General features: G+C 63.3%; 21 protein-coding genes and 1 pseudogene. 14 read left to right on the top strand and 8 right to left on the bottom strand.

Features of this window, described 5'->3' with window-relative positions; genetic code table 11:
* Positions 1 to 236 precede the first annotated feature (236 nt).
* Together AC6LJY_RS23130 and AC6LJY_RS23125 are read left to right on the top strand one after the other, a co-directional pair.
* Positions 237 to 2534 carry an NADP-dependent malic enzyme gene (locus tag AC6LJY_RS23130; RefSeq protein WP_046802663.1) on the top strand — a complete coding sequence of 766 codons (2298 nt, stop codon included), beginning with the start codon at positions 237 to 239 and terminating at the stop codon, positions 2532 to 2534.
* Positions 2535 to 2701: 167 nt separating this feature from the next.
* Positions 2702 to 3154, top strand: coding sequence for a DUF2214 family protein (locus AC6LJY_RS23125; RefSeq protein ID WP_046802662.1), 453 nt, complete (start codon positions 2702 to 2704; stop codon positions 3152 to 3154).
* A 56-nt stretch (positions 3155 to 3210) separates the two neighbouring features.
* Here AC6LJY_RS23125 and AC6LJY_RS23120 read toward each other — a convergent pair whose 3' ends face one another.
* From AC6LJY_RS23120 to AC6LJY_RS23085, 8 genes are all read right to left on the bottom strand, one after another.
* Positions 3211 to 4326, bottom strand: a complete 1116-nt coding sequence (locus tag AC6LJY_RS23120) for a hypothetical protein (protein ID WP_498136853.1) — start codon at positions 4324 to 4326, stop codon at positions 3211 to 3213.
* A 110-nt stretch (positions 4327 to 4436) separates the two neighbouring features.
* Complete coding sequence (locus AC6LJY_RS23115; protein ID WP_006218129.1) at positions 4437 to 5747, bottom strand: citrate synthase; 1311 nt, start codon at positions 5745 to 5747, stop codon at positions 4437 to 4439.
* A gap of 20 nt (positions 5748 to 5767) precedes the next feature.
* Complete coding sequence (locus tag AC6LJY_RS23110) at positions 5768 to 6028, bottom strand: succinate dehydrogenase assembly factor 2 (RefSeq protein ID WP_046802661.1); 261 nt, start codon at positions 6026 to 6028, stop codon at positions 5768 to 5770.
* A gap of 41 nt (positions 6029 to 6069) precedes the next feature.
* Positions 6070 to 6786, bottom strand: a complete 717-nt coding sequence (locus AC6LJY_RS23105; RefSeq protein WP_006218127.1) for a succinate dehydrogenase iron-sulfur subunit — start codon at positions 6784 to 6786, stop codon at positions 6070 to 6072.
* 18 nt (positions 6787 to 6804) lie between these two features.
* The gene (gene sdhA, locus AC6LJY_RS23100; protein WP_046802660.1) at positions 6805 to 8583 is read right to left on the bottom strand and encodes a succinate dehydrogenase flavoprotein subunit; all 1779 of its coding nucleotides are present in this window, start codon (positions 8581 to 8583) and stop codon (positions 6805 to 6807) included.
* A gap of 3 nt (positions 8584 to 8586) precedes the next feature.
* Complete coding sequence (gene sdhD, locus AC6LJY_RS23095) at positions 8587 to 8970, bottom strand: succinate dehydrogenase, hydrophobic membrane anchor protein (RefSeq protein ID WP_046802659.1); 384 nt, start codon at positions 8968 to 8970, stop codon at positions 8587 to 8589.
* Positions 8971 to 9387, bottom strand: a complete 417-nt coding sequence (gene sdhC, locus AC6LJY_RS23090; RefSeq protein WP_046802658.1) for a succinate dehydrogenase, cytochrome b556 subunit — start codon at positions 9385 to 9387, stop codon at positions 8971 to 8973.
* Between the two features lie 121 nt (positions 9388 to 9508).
* Complete coding sequence (locus AC6LJY_RS23085) at positions 9509 to 10288, bottom strand: GntR family transcriptional regulator (protein ID WP_104143076.1); 780 nt, start codon at positions 10286 to 10288, stop codon at positions 9509 to 9511.
* 334 nt (positions 10289 to 10622) lie between these two features.
* Between AC6LJY_RS23085 and AC6LJY_RS23080 the strand changes: the two genes are divergently transcribed.
* The 12 genes and pseudogenes from AC6LJY_RS23080 to hslO all read left to right on the top strand — a co-directional run bounded on the left by AC6LJY_RS23080 (position 10623) and on the right by hslO (position 23527).
* A complete protein-coding gene (locus AC6LJY_RS23080; RefSeq protein WP_006218122.1) occupies positions 10623 to 11612 on the top strand; it encodes a malate dehydrogenase in 990 nt (329 codons plus the stop codon).
* Between the two features lie 178 nt (positions 11613 to 11790).
* Complete coding sequence (prpB, locus tag AC6LJY_RS23075; protein ID WP_046802656.1) at positions 11791 to 12681, top strand: methylisocitrate lyase; 891 nt, start codon at positions 11791 to 11793, stop codon at positions 12679 to 12681.
* A gap of 57 nt (positions 12682 to 12738) precedes the next feature.
* Positions 12739 to 13932, top strand: a complete 1194-nt coding sequence (prpC, locus tag AC6LJY_RS23070) for a bifunctional 2-methylcitrate synthase/citrate synthase (protein WP_104143074.1) — start codon at positions 12739 to 12741, stop codon at positions 13930 to 13932.
* A gap of 75 nt (positions 13933 to 14007) precedes the next feature.
* Positions 14008 to 15459, top strand: coding sequence for a bifunctional 2-methylcitrate dehydratase/aconitate hydratase (locus AC6LJY_RS23065; RefSeq protein WP_498136852.1), 1452 nt, complete (start codon positions 14008 to 14010; stop codon positions 15457 to 15459).
* 61 nt (positions 15460 to 15520) lie between these two features.
* Positions 15521 to 15949, top strand: a complete 429-nt coding sequence (locus AC6LJY_RS23060) for a CopD family protein (RefSeq protein WP_185975319.1) — start codon at positions 15521 to 15523, stop codon at positions 15947 to 15949.
* A 562-nt stretch (positions 15950 to 16511) separates the two neighbouring features.
* Positions 16512 to 17870 (top strand): THUMP domain-containing class I SAM-dependent RNA methyltransferase, encoded by a 1359-nt coding sequence (locus AC6LJY_RS23055; RefSeq protein WP_498136860.1) that lies wholly within the window; start codon positions 16512 to 16514, stop codon positions 17868 to 17870.
* Between the two features lie 258 nt (positions 17871 to 18128).
* A complete protein-coding gene (locus tag AC6LJY_RS23050) occupies positions 18129 to 18317 on the top strand; it encodes a hypothetical protein (protein WP_046802652.1) in 189 nt (62 codons plus the stop codon).
* A gap of 115 nt (positions 18318 to 18432) precedes the next feature.
* Positions 18433 to 18951 carry an RDD family protein gene (locus AC6LJY_RS23045; RefSeq protein ID WP_120154335.1) on the top strand — a complete coding sequence of 173 codons (519 nt, stop codon included), beginning with the start codon at positions 18433 to 18435 and terminating at the stop codon, positions 18949 to 18951.
* An 87-nt stretch (positions 18952 to 19038) separates the two neighbouring features.
* Positions 19039 to 19911 (top strand): UDP-2,3-diacylglucosamine diphosphatase, encoded by an 873-nt coding sequence (locus AC6LJY_RS23040; protein WP_120154333.1) that lies wholly within the window; start codon positions 19039 to 19041, stop codon positions 19909 to 19911.
* Between the two features lie 129 nt (positions 19912 to 20040).
* Positions 20041 to 21687, top strand: a pseudogene (locus AC6LJY_RS23035) (acetate--CoA ligase); the annotation flags it as partial.
* A gap of 315 nt (positions 21688 to 22002) precedes the next feature.
* The gene (locus AC6LJY_RS23030; RefSeq protein ID WP_006218111.1) at positions 22003 to 22524 is read left to right on the top strand and encodes a gamma carbonic anhydrase family protein; all 522 of its coding nucleotides are present in this window, start codon (positions 22003 to 22005) and stop codon (positions 22522 to 22524) included.
* A 73-nt stretch (positions 22525 to 22597) separates the two neighbouring features.
* The gene (hslO, locus tag AC6LJY_RS23025; protein WP_314361116.1) at positions 22598 to 23527 is read left to right on the top strand and encodes an Hsp33 family molecular chaperone HslO; all 930 of its coding nucleotides are present in this window, start codon (positions 22598 to 22600) and stop codon (positions 23525 to 23527) included.
* Positions 23528 to 23617 lie beyond the last annotated feature (90 nt).

Below are 23617 nucleotides of genomic sequence, written 5' to 3'. Positions count from 1 at the left end.
GCCTTCAGCAAAGGCATCGCCGGCTTTCAGCGCAGCTTCAAATAAATCCGACGGGTTTTTGACCAAACCCGCCTGATCGCTGCACTGCAACAACCAAGCGCCCGCGCTTTCTGGTGAAATACGGGTGTTCCCTAAGCATTTCGCAAAGAAACCGGCGGGCCGCGAGCCCGCCGTTTGTCATCTTCGCTTTTCATCCCGTTTTCTTTCTCAGTTAGTGCCTCAGAGGCCCCGATCCCATGGACGAAACTCTTACCAAACTGGCGTTGGATTACCACGCCTATCCCACCCCCGGCAAAATCTCGGTCGTGCCGACCAAGACGCTGGCCAACCAGGACGACTTGTCCCTGGCCTACTCGCCCGGCGTGGCGGCAGCTTGCATGGCCATCTTCGACCAGGGTGAAGACGCGGCGTCCAAGTACACCTCGCGCGGCAACCTGGTGGGCGTGATCACCAACGGCACCGCCGTCCTGGGTCTGGGCAACATCGGCCCGCTGGCCGCCAAGCCGGTCATGGAAGGCAAGGGCTGCCTGTTCAAGAAGTTTGCCGGCATCGACGTGTTCGACATCGAACTGGCCGAGAACGATCCGGACAAGCTGGTCGACATCATCGCGGCGCTGGAGCCCACGCTGGGCGGCGTCAATCTGGAAGACATCAAGGCGCCCGAGTGCTTCTACATCGAGAAGAAGCTGCGCGAGCGCATGAAGATTCCCGTGTTCCATGACGACCAGCACGGCACCGCCATCATTTCGTCGGCCGCCATCCTGAACGGCCTGAAGGTCGTGGGCAAGGACATCGGCGCGGTCAAGCTGGCTTGCTCGGGCGCGGGCGCTGCCGCCATCGCCTGCCTGGACCTGCTGGTGCACCTGGGCGTCAAGCGCGAGAACATCTATGTGGTGGACTCGCGCGGCGTCATCTGGGACGGCCGCGATGAAAACATGGAAGCCAACAAGAAGCGCTACGCGCAAAAGACCGACGCGCGCACGCTGGCCGACGTGGTCAACGGCGCCGACGTGTTCCTGGGCTGCTCGACCTCCGGCGTGCTGACGGGCGACATGGTCAAGACCATGGCCGACCGTCCGCTGATCCTGGCGTTGGCCAACCCCGAACCGGAAATCCGCCCGGAAGTGGCCAAGGCCGCCCGCCCGGATTGCATCATCGCCACCGGCCGTTCGGACTACCCGAACCAGGTCAACAACGTGCTGTGCTTCCCGTTCATCTTCCGCGGCGCCATGGACGCCGGCGCCTCGCGCATCACGGAAGAAATGAAGCTGGCTTGCGTGAAGGCCATTGCCGAGCTGGCACAAGCCGAACAAAACGATGAAGTGGCCCGCGCCTACGCCGGCCAGGAACTGTCGTTCGGCCCCGACTACATCATCCCCAAGCCCTTCGACCCCCGCCTGATCTTCCAGATTGCGCCGGCCGTGGCCCAAGCCGCCGCTGACTCCGGCGTGGCCGCCCGCCCCATCGAAGACATCGAGGCCTATCGCCAGAAGCTGATGGGCTTTGTGTACCACTCGGGCCAGCTGATGCGTCCGCTGTTCGCCCAGGCCAAGAAGGCGCCCAAGCGCGTCATCTACGCCGACGGCGAAGACGAGCGCGTCCTGCGCGCCGTGCAAACCGTGGTCGACGAAAAGCTGGCGCGCCCGATCCTGATCGGCCGCCCGTCGGTCATCGAAATGCGCATCAACAAGGCCGGCCTGCGCCTGGTGGCCGGCGAGCACTTCGAAATTGTCGACCCTGAAGACGACAGCCGCTTTAACGAAACTTGGAATGCGTACTACCAGCTCAAGGGCCGTGAAGGCGTGACGCCGGCCATCGCCAAGGCGATGATCCGCAAGCACAACACGCTGATCGGCGCGATGCTGCTGCGTCGCGGCGACGCCGACGCGCTGCTGTGCGGCGTGGCCAGCAAGTACGACAACCAGCTCAAGTACGTCGACGAAATCATCGGCAAGAAAGAAGGCCAGACGTACGCCGCGCTGAACGTGCTGATGCTGCCCGACCAGACGCTGTTCGTCACCGACACCCACGTCAACGAAAACCCGACGGCGGAAGAAGTGGCCAACATCACCATCCAGGCCGCGGACGAAATGCTGCGTTTTGGCGTGGTGCCGAAGATCGCCCTGCTGTCGCATTCGAACTTTGGCAGCCGCGTCACGGAATCGTCCAAGAAGATGGCCGCCGCCAGCAAGCTGGTGCAAGACCGCGCGCCGGATCTGGAAGTAGACGGCGAAATGCACGCCGACGCCGCCTTGTCGGAAAAGATCCGTGTACTGGCCTACCCGGACAGCACGCTCAAGGGTCGCGCCAACCTGCTGGTCATGCCGAACCTGGACACCGGCAACATCACGTACAACATGCTGAAGATGACGGGCAGCAATGGCGTCGCGATGGGTCCGATCCTGCTGGGCGCCGCGCGCCCGGTGCACATCCTGACGACCAGCGCCACCGTGCGCCGTATCGTCAACATGACGGCGCTGGCCGTTGTGGACGCGCAGCAGGAAGCCGCCGACGCCGCCAAGAAGCGCCGTTGATACCGCTCTTGTCCTGACGCAAAAGGCGCCCTTCGGGGCGCCTTTTTTCATGCTGTCTTTTGGATGGCGCCGGCTGATCGCCCCGGTGCGTTTTTTTATATCCGCCGCACCACGCGCCGCCACCGGCCAATGGTAAAACCATGCTTCACCCCTACCCTGGAGACGACATGCTGGCCGACGCGCTATACGCCTGGTTCCATTACCTTGCGATATTTGTACTGGTGGTTGTGCTGACCGCCGAAGCCGTATTGCTACGCCCGGACCTGACCGCCGCAGGCGTCAAGCGCCTGGTGATCTACGACCGCCTTTACGGCGTCAGCGCCGTGCTGGTGCTGATTACCGGTCTGCTGCGCCTGACGCAGGGCGTGAAGGGCGCGGCGTTCTACATGAGCAGCCCGTGGTTTCACGCCAAGATCACGCTGTTCGTCATCATCGCGCTCTGTTCGATCCCGCCCACCTTGGCGATATTCCGTTGGGCAAAACAGTCGCGCCAGCAGGCTGGCTTCGTGCCCACGCTGCCCGAGATCAAGCGCGTGCGTCGCTGGGTGATGATCGAATCACACCTGTTCATCTTCCTGCCGCTGTTCGCGGTGCTGATGGCGCGCCATATCAGCGTGTAGGCGCGGCGGGTGCGACTGCCCTGCTGCAGCGGTGCGCCCGTGCAAGCACCGCGCCGCTACTGAGGGCAGCGCGCCCGAGCCGGTGCGGTCGGTGCTTCGTCGCCAACGCTGAACGTTGCAAACTTGAAGACGCCGACCTCCTCGTTCGTGACGATGCCCAGCAAGGTTCCATCGAACGCCTGCATGACGGACATGCCCTGCGGCACGTCGGCATGGCCTTCCCTGTTGGCCACCTGCCCCGATGACGGGCTGAACACGAGCACGCCGGGAAAGGGTTCCCGCTGCCCATCAATCACACGCCTGATGGTCTTGACCTGCGTGCCCTCGGCGTAGTCAAAGCCGCCGAACCGTGCCCGACAGGCAAGCTCCGAATCGCTGACGCGCAGCAGATGGCGGTCTGCATCCAGATAAATCCTGGGCTCGCTCAACATCAGCCCGAACACCTTGACCGCCACGGGGTCCTTCACTTCAATGCGCCAGCGGTCAGGGTCGGTCGAGCCATCCACGTACACCGTGCCGGTCGAGCCATACAGCACCGAGCCCGCGTGAATGGCCATGCCGTCGACGTTGTTGCCGGTACCCAGGCGGCATTGGTCCAAGGCCTTCATCGTGCCGTCGGGCTGGGTATCGAATTCGATGTCGTGCGTACTGTCACAGCGCCATCCCAGCACGGTCTGATCGCCTTGGCCTTTCAGGATGATGCTGCGGGGATACCGGCGGATCAGCGCGTACGTTTCTTTTTCGTATTCGGCGTCCAGATAGCGGCGCGCCAGTGTGGCTTGCACCCCGAAGATCGGGGTGGGTGCCGGGAATTCGGCCGCCACATATGTTTCCAACTGCCCTTCGTCTTGCAGCTTCAAGCGGGTGCCGGCGGGCATGGCCACGCCACCCACTGTGCTTGCCTGTTCAAGCGTGACATTGCGCGCAGCCTCGGCCCGTTCGCTCTCGCGTTCAATCTGGCCGATGATGATCTGCACCCAGGCGAAGAACGCAAAGGGCACCGCCAGCACCACGAACAACGCGGCCGACGTCTTCCAATATTTGCGGACGGTGCGGCGATGGCTGGCGCTGATGGCCAGCACCAGGGCCCACACGCCCAGCACGACGCCGGCAAGCATGCCGAACAAAAGCAGCAGGTAAAAATTGGCCGATGGCAATGAGACGGGAATCATGGCCAGCATGATATCCGGATATCAATCGCGCCATCGCCGCTGCCGAGCGCGCAACAAAAAACCGCCCGAAGGCGGTTTCTTGTCACTGACTTGCCGAAACGGAAAGCGGATTAACGCTTGTCCATCGGGGGCACGTCGCGGGTCACCGAACCGGTGAACAGCTGGCGCGGACGGCCGATCTTGTAGTCGGGATCCGACAGCATTTCGTTCCACTGGGCAATCCAGCCCACCGTGCGGGCCAGCGCGAAGATGGCCGTGAACAGCGAGGTCGGGATGCCGATGGCGCGCTGGACGATACCCGAGTAGAAGTCCACGTTCGGGTACAGCTTGCGCTGGACGAAGTACGGATCCGACAGGGCGATGCGTTCCAGTTCCATGGCCAGCTTGAACAGCGGGTCGTTTTCCAGGCCCAGGGCCGAGAGCACTTCCTTGCAGGTTTCCTGCATCAGCTTGGCGCGCGGGTCGTAGTTCTTGTAGACGCGGTGGCCAAAGCCCATCAGGCGCACGCCCGAGTTCTTGTCCTTGACCTTCTCCATGAACTCACCGACCTTGTCGATGCCGCCGTTGGCTTGCAGCTCTTCCAGCATTTGCAGGCAAGCTTCGTTGGCGCCGCCGTGAGCCGGGCCCCACAGGCAAGCCACGCCAGCCGAGATGGCCGCGAACGGGTTGGTGCCCGACGAACCGCACAGGCGCACGGTCGAGGTCGAGGCGTTTTGCTCGTGGTCGGCGTGCAGGATGAAAATGCGGTCCAGCGCGCGTTCAACAACTTCGTTGACCTTGTAGTCTTCGCACGGCGTGGCGAACATCATGCGCAGGAAGTTGCCCGTGTAGGACAGGTCGTTCTGCGGATAGATGAACGGTTGGCCTTGCGAGTACTTGTACGCCATCGCAACCAGCGTCGGCATCTTGGCGATCAGGCGGATGGCCGAGATGTGACGATGCTGCGGGTTCGTGATGTCGGTGGAGTCGTGGTAGAACGCGGACAGCGCACCGACCAGGCCCGTCAGGACGGCCATCGGGTGGGCGTCGCGGCGGAAGCCACGCAGGAAGAAGTGCAGCTGTTCGTTGACCATCGTGTGATGGGTCACTTGCGAATCAAAGTCGGCCTTCTGTTCCTGGTTCGGCAGTTCGCCGTTCAGGATCAGGTAGCAGATGTCCATGAAGTCGCAATTGACGGCCAATTGCTCGATGGGGTAGCCGCGATACAGCAGTTCGCCCTTGTCGCCGTCGATGTACGTAATACCGGATTCGCAAGCCGCGGTGGACATGAAGCCGGGGTCAAACGTGAACATGCCCGTCTGGCCATACAGCTTGCGGATGTCGATCACATCCGGACCGACCGTGCCCTTGTAGACAGGGAACTCAATGGGTGCGCTGCCATCCGAGAAGGATAGAGTGGCTTTTTTGTCAGACAGGTTCATGTTTATTCCTCTCACATTAATCAGAGTGCGCGCATCTGGCCAATAATGCCCCGAAGCCTGGGAGTATCCAGTTCACCTTCGAGTTCCTTGCGGGCCAGCAGCAGGTCGAGAAGATCGTTGTCTCCCATCTCGAACAGCTGGGTCAATGCGGCCACATCATCATCGGTAAGTTCAGCCTCGTAAGCGTCAAGATACCGAGTGATGATCAAGTCGTTTTCGAGCAGGCCGCGGCGCGCCCGCCAACGCAGACGCGCCCGCTCCAGTTCAGTTAGCCTGCTCATCTTTACACCATAAAAACAAAAGTCTTCACGCTAGATAGACACTAGACCGTACGGCGGACCATCAGTTCCTTGATCTTGCCGATTGCCTTGGTCGGGTTCAGCCCCTTGGGACAGACGTCGACGCAGTTCATGATGGTGTGGCAACGGAACAAGCGGTACGGATCTTCCAGGTTGTCCAGGCGCTCGCCGGTGGCTTCGTCGCGGCTGTCAGCGATGAAACGGTAGGCTTGCAGCAGGCCGGCCGGGCCGACGAACTTGTCCGGATTCCACCAGAACGACGGGCAGGACGTGGAACAGCACGCGCACAGGATGCACTCGTACAGGCCGTCCAATTCTTCGCGTGCCTCGGGCGATTGCAGGCGCTCTTTTTCGGGCGGCGGCGCATCGTTGATGAGGTACGGACGAATCGAGTGGTACTGGTTGAAGAAGTGCGTCATGTCCACGATCAGGTCGCGGATGACGGGCAAGCCCGGCAGCGGACGCAGAACGATGGGTTCCTTCAATTCACGCAGGTTCGTCGTGCAGGCCAGGCCGTTCTTGCCGTTGATGTTCATGGCGTCCGAACCGCACACGCCTTCACGGCACGAGCGGCGCAGGGCCAGGCTGTCATCGACGTCGTTCTTGATGCGCACCAGCGCATCAAGCAGCATCTTGTCGGTGGGCTGGAGTTCAACGTCCAGCTTTTGCATGTAGGGGCGCTCGTCCTTGTCCGGATCGTAGCGGTAGATTTCGAACTTGACGATTCTCTTGGTGCTCATAATGGGCTCTATCCGGACTTAGAAGGTACGCGCCTTGGGCGGGAAGGACTCAACGGTGAGCGGCTTCATCTGCACGGGCTTGTAATCCAGGCGGCTGCCTTCGGAATACCACAGCGTGTGCTTGAGCCAGTTCTCGTCGTCGCGCGTCGGGTGGTCGTCCAGCGCGTGAGCGCCACGGCTTTCCGTACGGGCAGCGGCCGACTTGATCGTGGCGCGGGCCACTTCGGTCATGTTGGCCAGTTCCAGCGCTTCGACGCGCGCGGTGTTGAACACCTTGGACTTGTCCTTGAAGTAGATGCTGTCGGCTTGCTTGGCCAGATCTTCGATCTGCGTCACGCCTTCGTTCAGCAGTTCCAGCGTGCGGAACACGCCGCAGTGGCGCTGCATCGAGAAGCGGATGGCGTTGCCGATGTCTTGCGTCTTTTCGCCCGACGTACGCGATTCCAGCTTGTTCACGCGGTCCAGCGAGAAGTCCACGGCTTCCTTCGGCAGATCCTGATGCGCGCGCTGGCGCTCGGGATGCGAATTGACAATGTGGTTGCCGGTGGCGCGACCGAACACGATCAAGTCCAGCAGCGAGTTCGTGCCCAGGCGGTTGGCGCCGTGCACGGACACCGCGGCGCATTCGCCGATGGCGTACAGGCCGTTGACGACCTTGTTCTCGCCGTTTTCGCGCGACAGCACCTGGCCGTGGTAGTTGGCCGGAATGCCGCCCATCTGGTAGTGGATGGTCGGAACGACGGGGATCGGTTCCTTGATCGGGTCGACGTTGCCGAACTTGATGGCAATTTCGCGGATCGAGGGCAGACGCTTGTTGATGACGTCGGCGCCCAGGTGGTCAAGCTTCAGGACGACGTAGCTGCCGTCCGGACCGCAACCGCGGCCTTCCTTGATTTCCTGGTCCATCGAGCGCGACACGAAGTCGCGCGGGGCCAGGTCTTTCAGCGTGGGCGCATAGCGCTCCATGAAGCGTTCGCCATCCTTGTTCAACAGGATGCCGCCTTCGCCGCGCACGCCTTCCGTGATCAGCACGCCCGCGCCGGCCACGCCGGTGGGGTGGAACTGCCAGAATTCCATGTCTTGCAGCGGGATGCCCGCGCGCGCTGCCATGCCCAGGCCGTCACCGGTGTTGATGAAGGCGTTGGTGGAAGCGGCCCAGATACGGCCGGCGCCGCCGGTGGCCAGCACCGTGGTCTTGGCTTCCAGGATGTAGATTTCGCCCGTTTCCATTTCCAGGGCGGTCACGCCCACGACGTCACCGGCTTCGTTGCGCAGCAGGTCCAGCGCCATCCATTCGACGAAGAACTGGGTGCGCGCGGCAACGTTGCGCTGGTAGAGGGTGTGCAACAGCGCGTGGCCGGTGCGGTCGGCGGCGGCACAGGCGCGCTGCACCGGCTTTTCACCGAAGTTGGCGGTGTGGCCGCCGAACGGACGCTGGTAGATCGTGCCGTCGGGGTTGCGGTCGAACGGCATGCCGAAGTGCTCGAGCTCGTACACGGCGTTCGGCGCTTCACGGCACATGAATTCGATGGCGTCCTGGTCGCCCAGCCAATCCGACCCCTTGACGGTGTCGTACATGTGCCAGTACCAGTTGTCTTCGCTCATGTTGCCCAGCGAGGCGCTCACGCCGCCTTGCGCGGCAACGGTGTGCGAACGCGTGGGGAACACTTTGGACAGCACTGCAACGGACAGCCCCGCTTGGGACAGTTGCAGCGAACAACGCATGCCGGCTCCACCGGCGCCAACGACCACCACATCAAACTGGCGGCGCGGCAAGGATTTCATGACAGAGACCACGGCTTAAATGCTCCAGAGGATTTGCGCGAAGTAAACGACCGTACCGACCAGCCAGAGGATCGTCAGCACTTGCAGCAGCAGGCGCAAGCCCACCGGCTTGACGTAGTCCATCCAGATGTCGCGCACGCCAATCCAGGCATGCCAGGCCAACGCAATGAATGCAAGGGAGGCCAGGATCTGGCCAACCGGAATGAAGCCCACGTAGAAATTGAACAGCTTGACCCAGTGTTCATACGTGAAGGCAGGCATCATCAAGATGCCGACGAGCAGCACCAGCGTATACACGGCCATGATGACGGCGGTGATGCGCTGGATGATGAAATCCATGACGCCATAGTGCGCGCCGACGACCAGGCGCTTGGGTCCGTAGTTTTTAGCGGCGGCCATTTACAGCACTCCGAACAGTTTGAGACCGAACACCAGCGTCAGCGCCAGGCTGACACCGAAGACCACGCCGGCGCTTTTCTTGGCCGACAGCTTGTCGATACCGATGTGCAGGTCCAGCAGCAGGTAGCGGATGCCGGCACAGAAGTGGTGCAGGTAGCCCCAGACGAGAACCAGGAAGACAAGCTTGACGATCGGGTTGGTCGCAATGGAGGCGATCCAGGCAAACGATTGCGGTGCGGCCACGCTAGCTGCGAACAGCGGCACGATGACCAAGGGCAAACAGAGGAACAGCAAAATGCCGCTGATGCGGTGCAGGATGGACAGCTTGCCGGCCAGGGGCAGGCGATAGGAGAACGCAACTTGGGCAAGCCCAATATTGCGAAACTGCGGACGTGGCTTGGCAGCGGTGTCGGACATGACGGCCTCGGTGTTTCGGAACTAGGGAATCGTGACGGCGAAATTGCCGTGGCCCTTTCGGGCAAACACGCTATTTTCGCCCAGAGATAGGGTCGGTATCAAATCGTAGTGTAAAAGCTCATCAATTCAGACTATTGCGGTAGTGGTATCGATCGGTCAAGTACAAACCCCGGCGAATTTCCATGGGGCGGTCACCATAGGTGTAAGACACCCGGTCTACCTGCAACAACGGCGTGCCGGCCGGAACATTAAGCAGGGGACAGACTTCAGCCGGCGCAATGACCGCGCGCAGCTTTTCGTCCGCGCGCACCATGCTGACGCCGAATTCGGATTCAAACAGGCCATAGAGCGGCGCCTTGTTGGCGGTCAGAAGCTCCAGGGTGAGGCCACGGAAAATGGAGCCGGGCAGCCAGATGTCGTCCACGACGGTGGGCGTCTGCCCCATGGACAGCAGGCGGCGGATCATCACGACGGTTTCACCGGCGCGCAAGTCCAGCGCACGGGCGACTTCGGCCGGCGCGCGCACGCGGCGGCATTCCAGGATGCGGCTTTCGGCGCGGCCGGCCTCGCTTTCGTCATCGGCGGCCAGGCGCAGGAAGCGATAGCGCACGCGGGCTTCGTGGTGGGTGGCGACAAAGGTACCCTTGCCCTGGCGGCGCAGCAGCATGTGCTCGGCGGCCAACTCATCAACCGCCTTGCGCACCGTGCCCTGGCTGACCTGAAAACGGGCAGCCAGATCGATTTCGCTGGGGATGAGTTCGCCGGGCTTCCATTCGCCGCGTTCAAGGCTTTGGACAAGCAGATCCTTGATCTGGCGATAGAGCGGACTGAAAGCGGCCCCCTCGCCCGTTGAACGGGCGGCGCGATTGCGTAAGGAGGTTTCGGGCCGGGGCTCTGCCATGGATCTTCTTGAAAGTGTCATGTTCATCCGGATGATGGGAGGGCAGCGCAAGATGGGTGCGGACCCACATCCAAAAATGCGCTGCCAGGGGTATGAAGAAACGGCCTGTAGCGCATTCGAATAAACGCTCTATTGTGGCATATCGGCCCGGACGCTGTCCAACGTCTTATGTCTTATATAAGATAGAAGAGCGTTTGACGGACCCCTGAAATCGTTCTAGGATTCACGGCTGTCAGGGCCCCGCGCCGGCAGGTTCGTGCGCGCCGTTTTTGATGCCCCAACGATTACACTGATTGGTGAGATTTTTCTCGCCAAACCATTACGGAGAACGTCCATGTCCAAGCCTGCCTTGCGTGTCGCCGTCACCGGCGCCGCCGGCCAAATCGGTTACGCACTGCTATTCCGCATCGCCTCCGGCGAAATGCTGGGTAAAGATCAACCCGTCATCCTGCAACTGCTGGAAATCCCCGACGAGAAAGCGCAAAAGGCCCTGAAGGGCGTCATCATGGAATTGGATGACTGCGCCTTCCCGCTGCTGCAGGAAGTGACCGCCCACAGCGATCCGCGCACCGCCTTCAAGGATGCCGACGTGGCCCTGCTGGTTGGCGCCCGTCCGCGCGGCCCCGGCATGGAACGCAAGGACCTGCTGTCGGTCAACGCCCAGATCTTCACGGCGCAAGGCAAGGCCCTGAACGATGTGGCCAGCCGCAACGTCAAGGTTCTGGTGGTCGGCAACCCGGCCAACACCAACGCCTACATCGCCATGAAGTCGGCGCCGGACCTGCCGGCAAAGAACTTCACCGCCATGCTGCGCCTGGACCACAACCGCGCCCTGTCGCAGTTGTCGGCCAAGTCGGGCAAGCCGGTTGCCGACATCGAAAACCTGATCGTCTGGGGCAACCACTCGCCCACGATGTACCCCGACTTCCGTTTCGCCACCGTCGGCGGCGAATCGCTGACCAAGCTCATCAATGATGACGCCTGGAACCGCGACACGTTCATCCCCACCGTGGGCAAGCGTGGCGCCGCCATCATCGAAGCCCGTGGCCTGTCCTCGGCCGCTTCGGCCGCCAACGCCGCCATCGACCACGTCCGTGACTGGGTCCTGGGCAGCAACGGCAAGTGGGTCACGATGGGCGTTCCGTCGGATGGCTCGTATGGCATTCCGGAAGGCATCATCTACGGCGTGCCGGTCACGACCGAAAACGGCGAATACAAGCGTGTCGAAGGCCTGGAAATCGACGCCTTCTCGCGCGAGCGCCTGGACTTCACGCTGAAAGAGCTCCTGGAAGAGCGCGACGGCGTCAAGGACCTGCTGAAGTAAGCAGCGCTTGAATCAGAATTGGGCCCGTTCATGCGGGCCCAATTCTTCTGTACCCGCCTCATGCCGAAACATACACCTGTCTCTTGGCCCGGCCGCGCCGGGATTGTCGCGTAGGGGACAGATTTATATTCCGGACCCGCGATAAGGTCGTGGGCTAGCCATAAGAACGGAGACCACCATGTCCAGACCCGAATCGCCCGGCGCCCTCTTGCGCCGCGCCCTTGCCGAAGAAAGCCCGCTGCAGATCATCGGCGCCATCAACGCCAACCACGCCTTGCTGGCCAAACGCGCCGGCTACCGCGCCATCTACCTGTCGGGTGGCGGCGTGGCGGCCGGGTCGCTGGGCCTGCCCGACCTGGGCATCAACACCATGGACGACGTGCTGACAGACGTGCGCCGCATCACCGATGTGTGCGACGTGCCGCTGGTGGTGGACATCGACACCGGCTTTGGCCCGTCGGCGTTCAACATCGCCCGCACCGTCAAGAGCCTGATCAAGTTCGGCGCGGCAGCCTGCCACATCGAAGACCAGGTTGGCGCCAAGCGCTGCGGCCATCGCCCGGGCAAGGAAATCGTCACCACCGAAGAAATGGCCGATCGCGTCAAGGCGGCTGCCGACGCGCGCACCGACAGCGACTTCTACCTGATCGCCCGCACCGACGCCATCGCCTCGCATGGCGTGGACGCCGCGATTGAGCGCGCGCTGGCCTGCGTGGAAGCCGGCGCCGACGCGATCTTCGCTGAAGCCGCCTATGACCTGCCCACCTACGACCGCTTCGTCAAGGCCGTCAAGGTGCCGGTGCTGGCCAACATCACCGAATTCGGCAAGACGCCGTTGTTCACCGTTGAAGAATTGAAGAGCGTGGGCGTGGGCATGGTGCTGTATCCGCTGTCCGCCTTCCGCGCCATGAACAAGGCCGCCGAAGCCGTCTACACCGCCATCCGCCGCGACGGCCACCAGAAAAACGTGGTGGACCTGATGCAGACGCGCGAAGAACTGTACGACCGCATCGGCTATCACGAGTTTGAATCCCGGCTGGACGCTCTGTTTCAAAAGGGCAAAGCGTAATCCCGCCACGCCAGTCCCCCATTGCATCGACCACAGCGAAAGTGAAGGAGTAGAGACATGAGCACGGCTCCCAAAAAGCAAGAAGCCAAGCCGGACGCCAAGCCGGAAGAGAAAGCCGGTTTTAAACCCAAGAAGTCCGTTGCCCTGTCGGGCGTGGTTGCGGGCAACACCGCGCTGTGCACCGTCGGCCGCAGCGGCAACGACCTGCACTACCGCGGCTACGACATCCTGGACATCGCCCACACCAGCGAGTTCGAGGAAATTGCCCACCTGCTGGTCCACGGCAAGCTGCCGAACAAGGCGGAACTGGCCGCCTACAAGCAAAAGCTGAAGAGCCTGCGCGGCCTGCCCGCCCAGTTGCAAGTGGCGCTGGAAGCGCTGCCGGCATCGAGCCACCCCATGGACGTGATGCGCACCGCCGTGTCCGTGCTGGGTTGCGTGCTGCCCGAAAAAGACGACCACAACACCCCGGGCGCGCGCGACATCGCCGACCGCCTGATGGCCAACCTGGGTTCGGCCCTGCTGTACTGGTATCACTACAGCCACAACGGCCACATGATTGACGTACAGACGGACGACGACAGCATCGGCGGCCACTTCCTGCACTTGCTGCACGGCGAAAAGCCCAGCGACGAATGGGTCAAGGCGATGCACATCTCCTTGAACCTGTACGCCGAACACGAGTTCAACGCATCGACCTTTACCGCGCGCGTTATCGCCGGCACGGGCTCGGACATGTTCTCGTCGATTGCCGGCGCCATCGGCGCGCTGCGCGGCCCCAAGCACGGCGGCGCCAACGAAGTGGCGTTCGACGTGCAAAAGCGCTATGACTCGCCCGACGAAGCTGAAGCCGACATCCGCCGCCGCGTCGAGGCCAAGGAAGTCATCATCGGTTTTGGCCACCCGGTCTACACCGTGTCCGACCCGCGCAACAAGGTCATCAAGGACGTGGCCAAGAAGCTGTCCAAGAAGGCCGGCAGCACCAAGATGTTCGACATCGCCGAACGCCTGGAAACGGTCATGTGGGACATCAAGAAGATGTTCCCCAACCTGGACTGGTTCTCGGCCGTCAGCTACCACATGATGGGCGTGCCCACGTCGATGTTCACCCCGCTGTTCGTCATTGCGCGCACGGCAGGCTGGTCGGCCCACATCATTGAACAGCGCATCGACAACAAGATCATCCGCCCCACCGCCAACTACGTGGGCCCGGAAGACCAGAAGTTCGTGCCGCTGGACAAGCGCAAGTAAGGCGGCCGCAACCATAACGAGAACAAGGCGCGGCATGGCCACCTGTATTCACTTCTTCGCTAAGGAGGGTTCGCAATGTCCGCCCCAATCTCAAACGTACGTCCCGATCCCGATCAGGTTTTGGTCGATATCGCGGACTACGCTCTTAACTACGAGATCAAGAGCAGCCTGGCGTATGAGACCGCCCGCAACTGCCTGATCGACACGCTGGGCTGCGGCCTGGAAGCGCTGGAATACCCGGCATGCAAGAAGCTGCTGGGGCCGATTGTGCCGGGCACGGTGGTGCCCCATGGCGCCAAGGTGCCCGGCACGTCGTTTCAACTTGACCCGGTGCAGGCCGCGTTCAACATCGGCACGATCATCCGCTGGCTGGATTTCAACGACACGTGGCTGGCTGCCGAATGGGGCCATCCGTCGGACAATCTGGGCGGCATCCTGGCCACGGCGGATTGGTTGTCCCGCACCGCGGTCGCCGCCGGCAAAGCCCCCTTGACGATGCGCGACGTGCTGACCGGCATGATCAAGGCGCATGAGATCCAGGGCTGCATCGCGCTGGAAAATTCGTTCAACAAGGTCGGGCTGGACCACGTGGTGCTGGTCAAGGTCGCGTCCACCGCCGTGGTGGCGCAGATGCTGGGGCTGGACCGCGACGAGGTCATCAACGCCGTGTCGCTGGCCTGGGTCGACGGCCAAAGCCTGCGCACGTATCGCCACGCCCCCAACACCGGCAGCCGGAAAAGCTGGGCGGCGGGTGACGCCACCAGCCGCGCCGTGCGCCTGGCGCTGATCGCGAAAACCGGCGAGATGGGCTACCCGTCGGTGCTTACCGCCAAGACCTGGGGCTTTTACGACGTGCTATTCAAGGGCCAGCCGTTCAAGTTCCAGCGGCCGTATGGCAGCTACGTGATGGAAAACGTGCTGTTCAAGATTTCGTACCCGGCCGAGTTCCATTCGCAGACCGCCGTGGAATGCGCCATGGAGCTGCACGTAAAGCTCGGTGCGCTGGGCAAACGGCCGGAAGACATCAAGGCCATCACCATTCGCACGCATGAGGCGTGCATCCGCATCATCGACAAGAAGGGTCCGCTGAACAACCCGGCCGACCGCGACCATTGCATCCAGTACATGGTGGCGGTGCCCGTGCTGTTCGGCCGCTTGACGGCCGCCGACTACGAGGACGACGTGGCGCGCGACCCGCGCATCGACGTCTTGCGCGACAAGATCGTATGCGTGGAAGATCCCGCCTTCACCCGCGATTACCACGATCCGGACAAGCGCTCGATCGCGAACGCACTGACGGTGGAATTCGTGGACGGATCCAAGCTGGACGAAATCGTCTGCGAATACCCGATCGGCCACAAGCGCCGCCGCGCCGACGGCATTCCGTTGCTGGAGGCCAAGTTCCGCACCAATCTGGCGCGCATGTTCCCGGCCAGGCAGCAGCGGCGCATTCTTGACGTGTCGCTGGACCAGCAGGCGCTGGAGGCCATGCCGGTGCACGAATACGTGGATCTGTATGTGATCTAGCGGCGGCGCGGGGGACCATCCGGCGGCCTTACAATGCGGCTTTCCTAGATTGGATGCCGCCATGGCCATGCTTTGGGTCAAGACCTTTCACATCGTCTTCATCGCTTCCTGGTTTGCCGGGTTGTTCTACCTGCCCCGCATTTTCGTGAATCTGGCGCAGCAGTCGGACGCGTCCGTCCAGGTGACGCTGCTGGGCATGGCGCGCCGGCTGTATCGTTTCACCACCATTTTGGCCGTGGTGGCCATTGTGTTCGGCATGTGGCTGTATCTGGGTTACCGCATCGGCGTGGGCCCGGGCAATGGCTGGATGCACGCCAAACTCTTTTTCGTCCTGCTCGTCATCGGCTACCATCACGCCTGTGGCTTGATGCTGCGTAAATTCGAACAGGGCAAAAACACCCGTTCGCATAAGTTCTATCGCTGGTTCAACGAAGTTCCCGTCTTGCTGCTCTTGGTGGTGGTGGCGCTGGTCGTCGTCAAACCCTTCTGATTCCCCCTACCTTTGCACATTCGCCAGGATTCGTATGTCCTCTGATGAACAGGACCGCCCGCGCAAGACGCTGACGATCAAAAAAACGGCGCGTGACGCCCACGCCGTCGAGGCGCCCAAGCGCACCCGCACGGGCGCCCGCGCCAAGCTGGTCGCGCAGATCTCGCGCACCAAGGAAAACGTCGAACGCCAGAAAGACCCGGAAGGCTATCAACGCCGCCAGGAAGAAGAGGCGCGCCGCAAGCCGGGCGCCGGCGCGCGTGGCCAGGCGCCCCGTGGCGGCGCGGAACGCGGTCAATACGATCGCGGCCAGCCCAGCCGGGGTGAAGGGCGCGGCCCGGCAGGCCGTGGTTCCTCTGAGCGTGGCACGTCCGATCGCGGCGCGTCCGGGCGCGGCTCCTCCGAGCGCGGCTCCTCCGAGCGCGGCACGTCCGAGCGCGGCAGATACGATCGCAACCAGCCTTCCCGTGACCGCTCCGACGATACGCGTCGCGACGCCGCACCCGGTGCCCGTTCCGGCCGCCCGCCGCAACGCGCGCCGCGCCTGCGTGATGACCAGTACATTGCACCGGCCACCCCGGCAGGCCGTTTCTACGATCCCTTCGAAGATGACGGCCCCGCGCCCGACTTCCAGGCCGAACCGTCCGTAGAGGCATCGCAACCGGATTACCCCGACGTGCACGACGATTACCAGGACGACGCGCACGACGACCACCAGGATCGCGCGCCCCGCGTCGAGACCCGCAGCCGCCGCCCGCGCGAGCCCCGCCAGGCGGAAGTTTTCACCGTATTCGCGCCCTGCCCTCAAGGCCTGGAAGAGGCCCTGACGGCCGAGATGCAGGCGCTGGGCTATGAAGACGCCCAGGCAGGCCGCGCGGGCTGCTCGTTCACCGCCGATTGGTCGGGCGTGCAGCGCGCCAACCTGTATTCGCGCCTGGCGACCCGCATCCTGGTGCAGGTCGCGCACGCCGAGATTTCGCACGAAGACGACATCCTGGACCTGGCCCGCGACACCCCCTGGGAACGCTGGTTCGGTGCCGAACAAACGCTGCGCGTGGACACTTCGGCCATCAAGAGCCCGGTGCAAAGCTTGCAGTACTGCAATCTGCGCGCCAAGGATGGCATCTGCGACCGCCTGCGCGAGCTGGAAGGCGAGCGCCCCAGCATCGACACCGTGCGCCCGGACGCCCGCGTCCACCTGTTCCTGACGGGCCACACCGCCACGCTGTACCTGGATACGTCCGGCGAATCGCTCTTCAAGCGTGGCTGGCGCCTGGACAAGGGCGAAGCCCCCCTGCGCGAAAACCTGGCCGCCGGCATGCTGGCCCTGGCCGGGTGGGACCCCGCCGCCCCGCTGCTGGACCCCTTTTGCGGCTCGGGCACCATCCTGATCGAAGCGGCCTGGATCGCCCTGGGCGTGCCCCCGGGCATTTCGCGTCCCTTTGGCTTCGAACGGTTGCGCGACCATGACGCCTATCGCTGGCGCGATCTGAAGGACGATGCCCGCTCACGCATCCTGCCTCAGCTGGACGCACCCCTGGTCGGTTACGACCTGGATCCGCAAGCCATTGAATTCGCTCAGAACAATGCCGAACGTGCCTGGCTCACCGCCGACTCGATCCGCTTTGAAATCGGCGACGCCCGCGAAATAACGGCGCCCGCCGACCACGGCTGGATTGTCACCAATCCACCCTACGGCGAGCGCATGCAGACCGAACAGGACGCCGATTTGTGGCGTGACTGGGCCACCTGCCTGAAGCGCAATTTTGCCGGTTGGCAGCTGCACGTCATCACCAGCGACATGACGCTGCCCAACCAGATGCGCCTGAAGCCCAAGCGCCGCGTGCCCTTGCACAACGGCGCGCTGGACTGCCGCCTGTTCGGTTTCGAACTGGTTGCCGCCGGCTACCGCGACGCCTGATCGCCGCCTTGCCCGGGCGGTTCTCGCCCGGGCAGCCCCCTTCCCCGACGCTCACCGCCACGTTGTAAAAGCGCCGCAACATGCTGGCCGTATCTTTGCTTATGGTGCCCCGCCGCCCGGTTTTGGGGCATCATCAGCACCAAGGTGTTGCCGTGTTGCACCAGCTTGCATCTGCCTCTTGCACAGTTTGAGGGTAAACCCCTATAATTCGGGTTATCCCTAGTAGCTAAACAACTGAGCAAGCCCGTGGAGGCTATTGTGATCAACCCGAACAACACCATCCGCCTGACCGACGAACTCGAGCGCCAACTGATGCTCCAGGCAATTGAAGAACAATTCCGTCCGCACCCGATGCGGGCGTTGGCCGCAGGCCTGCGTAAGCTGGCTCACGGCGTGAAGGCCCTGGTTGGCAAGACGAGCGCCAAGAACGCGCACTCCGCCGCCTGAAGCCTGACCGGGCCTGACGTCGCGGCCCGAACGATTTTCCCCTTGGGGGCTGCATAGCCCCTTTTATAGACCCGCCCTTACCGGCGGGTTTTTTTTTGTCGGATAATGGCGACCCATGACGACCGACGCCTTCCTAGATCAGACCCCCAACCGGCTGCGCCGCTTTGCCTGCATGATGTACGAGGCCGTGTTGCTGTTCGGCGTCGTCTTCCTGGCCGGCTATCTGCTGGACACGCTGACGCAAAGCAAGAACGCGCTGGAGTTGCGCGCGGCGCGGCAAGCGTGGTTGTTTGTGGCGATTGGCGCGTATTTCGTGCTGTGCTGGCGTCGGCGCGGGCAGACCCTGCCCATGAAAACCTGGAATATCCGGCTGGTGGACCGTGACGGCAACACGCCGGCAACCGGCCGCCTGATCTTGCGCTACGTGCTTGTCTGGCCGCTGGTGCTGGCCGGCGCGGCCGTGGTGTGGGGCGCCGCCAGCCTCACGGGCTGGGCGTCGATGGACATGTTCATCGTGGCCGCGCCGTTCACGATTTTTATCTGGTCCTGGTTCGACCCGGACGGCCAGTTCCTGCACGACCGTCTGCTTGGCACGCGGCTGCGCAACGCGCCGCAACGCCAGAAATCCCGCTAGCCGTCCCGCGCCGGGGGCCGCGCCCGTCACAACAGCGTCACGATAGCTTCACACGCCCGTCATCGCCGGATGGTTTGATTCCAAGGCATGACGACAGCCCACATGGAAGCGACCGTGAACGAAATCCGCCCCGCGCACTGGCGTGCCCTTTGGATTTCCGATATTCACCTGGGCACTGCCGGGTGCAAGGCGGAATTCCTGCTTGATTTCCTGGACCACAACGACTCGGACACCCTGTATCTGGTGGGCGACATCGTCGACGGCTGGCAACTGCGCAAGCACTGGCACTGGCCGCGCGCGCACAACGACGTCATTCAACGCATCCTGCGCAAGGCGCGCAACGGCACGCGGGTCGTGTTCATCCCCGGCAACCACGACGAATTCGCGCGGGAATTTGCGGGCTACGCGTTCGGCGACATTGAAATCCTGGATGAAGACGTGCACGTCACCGCCAAAGGCTTGCGGCTGCTGGTGCTGCACGGCGACCAATTCGACGGCGTCATCCAGCACAGCCGCTGGTTGGCCCACCTGGGCGACGGGCTTTATCAGCTGGCCCTGTGGATCAACCACCACTTCAACCGGCTGCGGCATCGCCTGGGGCTGCACTACTGGTCGCTGTCGCAATATTTGAAGCACAAGGTCAAGAACGCGGTGTCGTTCATTACCGACTTCGAAGAAGCGCTGGCCGGTGAGGCGCGTCGGCGGGGCCTGGACGGCGTGGTCTGCGGCCACATCCACAAGGCGGAATTGCGAGACGTCGGCGGCATCCTCTACTGCAATGACGGCGACTGGGTCGAAAGCCTGTCGGCGCTGGCGGAGACCCACGATGGCCAGTTGCAGCTGCTGGACTGGGCCGCCATCCAGGCCGAACGCCAGGCCGAGCCCACTGCCCGCCCCCCGCGATCGCTGTCACTACCCGCCCTGCCCTCAGCGCTTCGCCGCCAAAGCAAACACCCGTGATAACCCGTATGCGTCCCCATTACGCAACGGGGATATTGCAGTTCACGGCCCTCTAGGTCATGCTTGCATCTGAGGCAACGGGCGAGCCGGCCCGTTCACGCAGCTGCAACATGCTTACAACATAGGGCCATGAACGACCAATATCAGGCGCTCTACCAAACATTCCGCTGGCTGGTTCCCACCCAGTTCAACATCGCGGAAGCGTGCTGCCACCGCTGGGCATCCAGTAGTCCGGATGCGCGGCGCATCGCCATCTACTACGAAGACGAATCGGGCAACCGCGAAGTCTGGACCTATGCCCGCCTGGCCGAAGCCGTCAATCAGCTGGCCAACGGCCTGGTGAAGATGGGCGTGGGCCGGGGCGACCGCGTCGGTGTGGTGCTGGGGCAACGGCCGGAAACGGTGGTGGCCCACATGGCCATCTACACCGTAGGCGGCGTCGTCTTGCCCCTGTCGGCACTGTTCGGCCCCGAGGCACTGGAAGCCCGTTTGCGCGACTCCGAAACTCGGGTCGCCATCGTGGACCACGCTTCCAGCGCCAATCTGCTGGCCGTCAGCGACAACTGCCCCAACCTGCAACAGATCATCGGCATCGGCTTCGCTGACGAGCGGGTGCTGCCGTGGCGCAGCCTGCTTGCCCGCCAACCCAACGAATTCAAGGCCGTTCCGACGCGTTCGTCGGACCCGGCCATTCTGCTGTATACGTCAGGCACCACCGGCGCGCCCAAGGGCGCGCTACTGCCCCACAGCGTGTTGATCGGCAACCTGCCGGGCTTCGTCGCCTCGCAAGACTGGTTCCCCAAGCCTGGCGACGTGTTCTGGTCGCCGGCCGATTGGGCCTGGACGGGCGGCATGATGGACGCGCTGTTGCCGACCCTGTATTTCGGCCATCCCATTGTGGGCACGCGCGGCCGCTTTTCGCCCGAGCGCGCGTTTGAGCTCATGGAGCGCTACCAGGTCACCAATACTTTCCTGTTTCCCACGGCGCTGAAAATGATGATGAAGGCGGTGCCCCAGCCCCGCGATCATTACCAGCTGGCGCTGCGTTCGATCATGAGTGCGGGCGAAAGCGTGGGGGAAACGGTATTTGAATGGTGCCAGTCGGCGTTGGGCGTGACGCCCAACGAGATGTTCGGCCAAACCGAAATGAACTACGTGGTGGGCAATAGCCAGAAGCGCTGGCCCGCCCGCGCGGGCAGCATGGGCCGCCCGTATCCCGGCCATCAGGTGTCGGTGCTGAACGACGATGGGCAGCCGGTGGCGCCTGGTGAAACCGGGGAAATTGCCGTCAACCGGCTGGACATCCACGGCTTTCCCGACCCCGTGATGTTCCTGGGCTATTGGCGCAACGAAGCCGCCACCCAAGCCAAATTCAAGGGCGACTGGTGCCTGACGGGCGACCTGGCCACCGTCGACGCGGACGGCTACCTTTGGTACGCCGGGCGTGCCGATGACGTGTTCAAGTCGGCCGGTTACCGCATCGGCCCCGGCGAAATCGAAAGCTGCCTGGTCGGCCACCCCGCCGTGGCCAACGCCGCCGTGGTGCCCAAGCCGGACGCCGAACGGGGCGCGCTGGTCAAGGCCTATGTCGTGCTGACGCCCGAATTCGCCCAGCGCGACCGCGGCGAGATCATCGAAAACCTGCAAGAGCATGTTCGTGAGCGCCTGGCGCCGTACGAATACCCGAAAGAGATCGAGTTCGTCGACGAATTGCCGATGACCACGACCGGGAAAATCCAACGCCGCATCCTGCGCCAACGCGAGCAAGAGCGCGCGCACATCGTGGCGACGGCACCGGCAGCGGCGCCTGCGGCAACCGGGGCACGTGCGACGGTCGCGACGCAAGCGGCAACCGTGGCACCGAAGGCGTCCACGCCGCCAGCGCCCACCGCCGCGCCGCCAGCGTCCAAGCCGTCCGCACCCGCCGATACACCCAAGGTGTCCGCGCCCGCCACGCCCGCCGCCGTGCCGAAATCGCCCACGCCACCATCCTCGCCCGCCGCCACGCCCGGCCTCGCCGACGCCGCCGCACCCGCCGAGAACGTCGCGCCTGCCCCTGCGGGCCCTGAAAAATTATCGGAAACCTAGGCAATGCCCATCTACCAGCTTGACGACCTGATCCCCCGCATCGACCCCGCCGCCTATGTCGCCGACAGCGCCGACATCATCGGCAATGTCACGCTGGAAGCCGGCGTCAGCATCTGGTCGCACGTGTCAATCCGGGGCGACAACGACGCCATCCTGATCCGCCATGGCACCAATATCCAGGAATCCAGCGTCCTGCACGTCGATAGCGGCTGTCCCATGACCATCGGCCCGAATGTCACCGTGGGCCATCAGGCCATGTTGCACGGCTGCACCATCCACGAAGGCGCGCTGGTGGGCATGCAGGCCATCGTGCTGAACAACGCGGTGATCGGGCGCAACTGCCTGATCGGCGCCGGCGCCATCATCCCGGAAGACCGCGTCATTCCCGACAACTCATTGGTGATCGGCATCGGCAAGATCGTGCGCGAACTGTCCGAAGAAGAAATCGCCAATCTGCACAAGAACACCGCCCATTACGTGGCGCGCGGCCAACACTACAAGACGGCCCTCAAGCGCCTGGCCTGAGCGCCCGGGGCAGTTGCCGTAGCCCTGCTGGCAGCAGGGGGAATTGGGTGGCCTGATCGGCTAACATTCCCCCATGACCGATCAGCTCAAAAAATACCTTACCGAAGACCGCAGCGTCCGCATCCAGGCCGTCCGCCTGGACGCGACCTGGAAGGCCGTCCAGGCCAACCACGACTACCCGCCCGCCATCACCCATCTGCTGGGCGAATTGGTGGCGGCCTCTACCTTGCTTGCCGCCAACATCAAATTCGATGGCTCGCTGGTGCTTCAGATCCAGGGCGACGGCCCCATCGCCCTGCTGGTGGTGGAATGCCGTTCGGACCTGAGCCTGCGCGCCACCGTCAAAGTGCGCGAAGGCCACGACGTGCCGTCCGATGGCACCATGCAAAGCCTGCTGAACCCGGGCGGCAACGGCCGCTTCATCGTCGTGCTGGACCCGCAGCGCAAGCTGCCGGGCCAGCAAACCTACCAGGGCATCGTGCCGCTGGAAGGCGACACGGTGGCAGAAGCGCTGCAACACTACATGAAGGCCTCCGAACAGCTGGACACGCGCTTGTGGCTGGCCGCCGATGCCGACAACGCCGCCGGCATGCTGGTGCAACGCCTGCCGTTCCATGGTGGCACCGACGCCCCGCTGTTGACCGAGCAAGCCGCCGCCGAGACCTGGGACCGCGTGGTCGCTCTGGCCAGCACGCTCAAGCGCGACGAAGTGCTGGAAGCCGACATCGACACCTTGATCCATCGCCTGTTCTGGGAAGACACCTTGCTGGCGTTCGACCCGGCGCCCGTGCGCTGGCATTGCCCTTGCACGCGCGAGCGCGTCGCCAGCATGCTGCGTTCGCTGGGCGAAGAAGAGGTCAACAGCGTCCTGGCCGAGCGCGGCCAAGTGGATGTGTCATGCGACTTCTGTGGCAAGCCCTATAAGTTCGACGCCGTGGATTGCGCCACGTTGTTCTCGCCGAACCAACCTGCCGCCGACGACGCGCCGCCCACGGTGCACTGATAGCGCCGCGTCCCGCCCTGCGGGACATTTTCATCACCTCGGATTGTCCGTATCGACAGGCGGTCATGCCCGCGCCACACTGCGCAGCCA

The sequence above is a fragment of the Achromobacter sp. RT286_PF genome (genome assembly GCF_059760425.1).
The sequence above is the reverse complement of the archived record's forward strand: the minus strand, read 5'-3'. Positions and strand labels throughout refer to the sequence as shown.

Bases quoted from the DNA above. Each gene is read 5' to 3' on its own strand.
- AC6LJY_RS23080 (WP_006218122.1), top strand. From the start codon at position 10,623: ATGTCCAAGCCTGCCTTGCGTGTCGCCGTCACCGGCGCCGCCGGCCAA.
- prpC (WP_104143074.1), top strand. From the start codon at position 12,739: ATGAGCACGGCTCCCAAAAAGCAAGAAGCCAAGCCGGACGCCAAGCCG.
- AC6LJY_RS23105 (WP_006218127.1), bottom strand. From the start codon at position 6,786: ATGAGCACCAAGAGAATCGTCAAGTTCGAAATCTACCGCTACGATCCG.
- AC6LJY_RS23125 (WP_046802662.1), top strand. From the start codon at position 2,702: ATGCTGGCCGACGCGCTATACGCCTGGTTCCATTACCTTGCGATATTT.
- AC6LJY_RS23130 (WP_046802663.1), top strand. From the start codon at position 237: ATGGACGAAACTCTTACCAAACTGGCGTTGGATTACCACGCCTATCCC.
- AC6LJY_RS23065 (WP_498136852.1), top strand. From the start codon at position 14,008: ATGTCCGCCCCAATCTCAAACGTACGTCCCGATCCCGATCAGGTTTTG.
- AC6LJY_RS23040 (WP_120154333.1), top strand. From the start codon at position 19,039: ATGACGACAGCCCACATGGAAGCGACCGTGAACGAAATCCGCCCCGCG.
- hslO (WP_314361116.1), top strand. From the start codon at position 22,598: ATGACCGATCAGCTCAAAAAATACCTTACCGAAGACCGCAGCGTCCGC.
- AC6LJY_RS23110 (WP_046802661.1), bottom strand. From the start codon at position 6,028: ATGAGCAGGCTAACTGAACTGGAGCGGGCGCGTCTGCGTTGGCGGGCG.
- AC6LJY_RS23120 (WP_498136853.1), bottom strand. From the start codon at position 4,326: ATGATTCCCGTCTCATTGCCATCGGCCAATTTTTACCTGCTGCTTTTG.
- AC6LJY_RS23030 (WP_006218111.1), top strand. From the start codon at position 22,003: ATGCCCATCTACCAGCTTGACGACCTGATCCCCCGCATCGACCCCGCC.
- AC6LJY_RS23115 (WP_006218129.1), bottom strand. From the start codon at position 5,747: ATGAACCTGTCTGACAAAAAAGCCACTCTATCCTTCTCGGATGGCAGC.
- AC6LJY_RS23045 (WP_120154335.1), top strand. From the start codon at position 18,433: ATGACGACCGACGCCTTCCTAGATCAGACCCCCAACCGGCTGCGCCGC.
- AC6LJY_RS23060 (WP_185975319.1), top strand. From the start codon at position 15,521: ATGGCCATGCTTTGGGTCAAGACCTTTCACATCGTCTTCATCGCTTCC.
- sdhD (WP_046802659.1), bottom strand. From the start codon at position 8,970: ATGGCCGCCGCTAAAAACTACGGACCCAAGCGCCTGGTCGTCGGCGCG.
- AC6LJY_RS23085 (WP_104143076.1), bottom strand. From the start codon at position 10,288: ATGGCAGAGCCCCGGCCCGAAACCTCCTTACGCAATCGCGCCGCCCGT.
- prpB (WP_046802656.1), top strand. From the start codon at position 11,791: ATGTCCAGACCCGAATCGCCCGGCGCCCTCTTGCGCCGCGCCCTTGCC.
- sdhC (WP_046802658.1), bottom strand. From the start codon at position 9,387: ATGTCCGACACCGCTGCCAAGCCACGTCCGCAGTTTCGCAATATTGGG.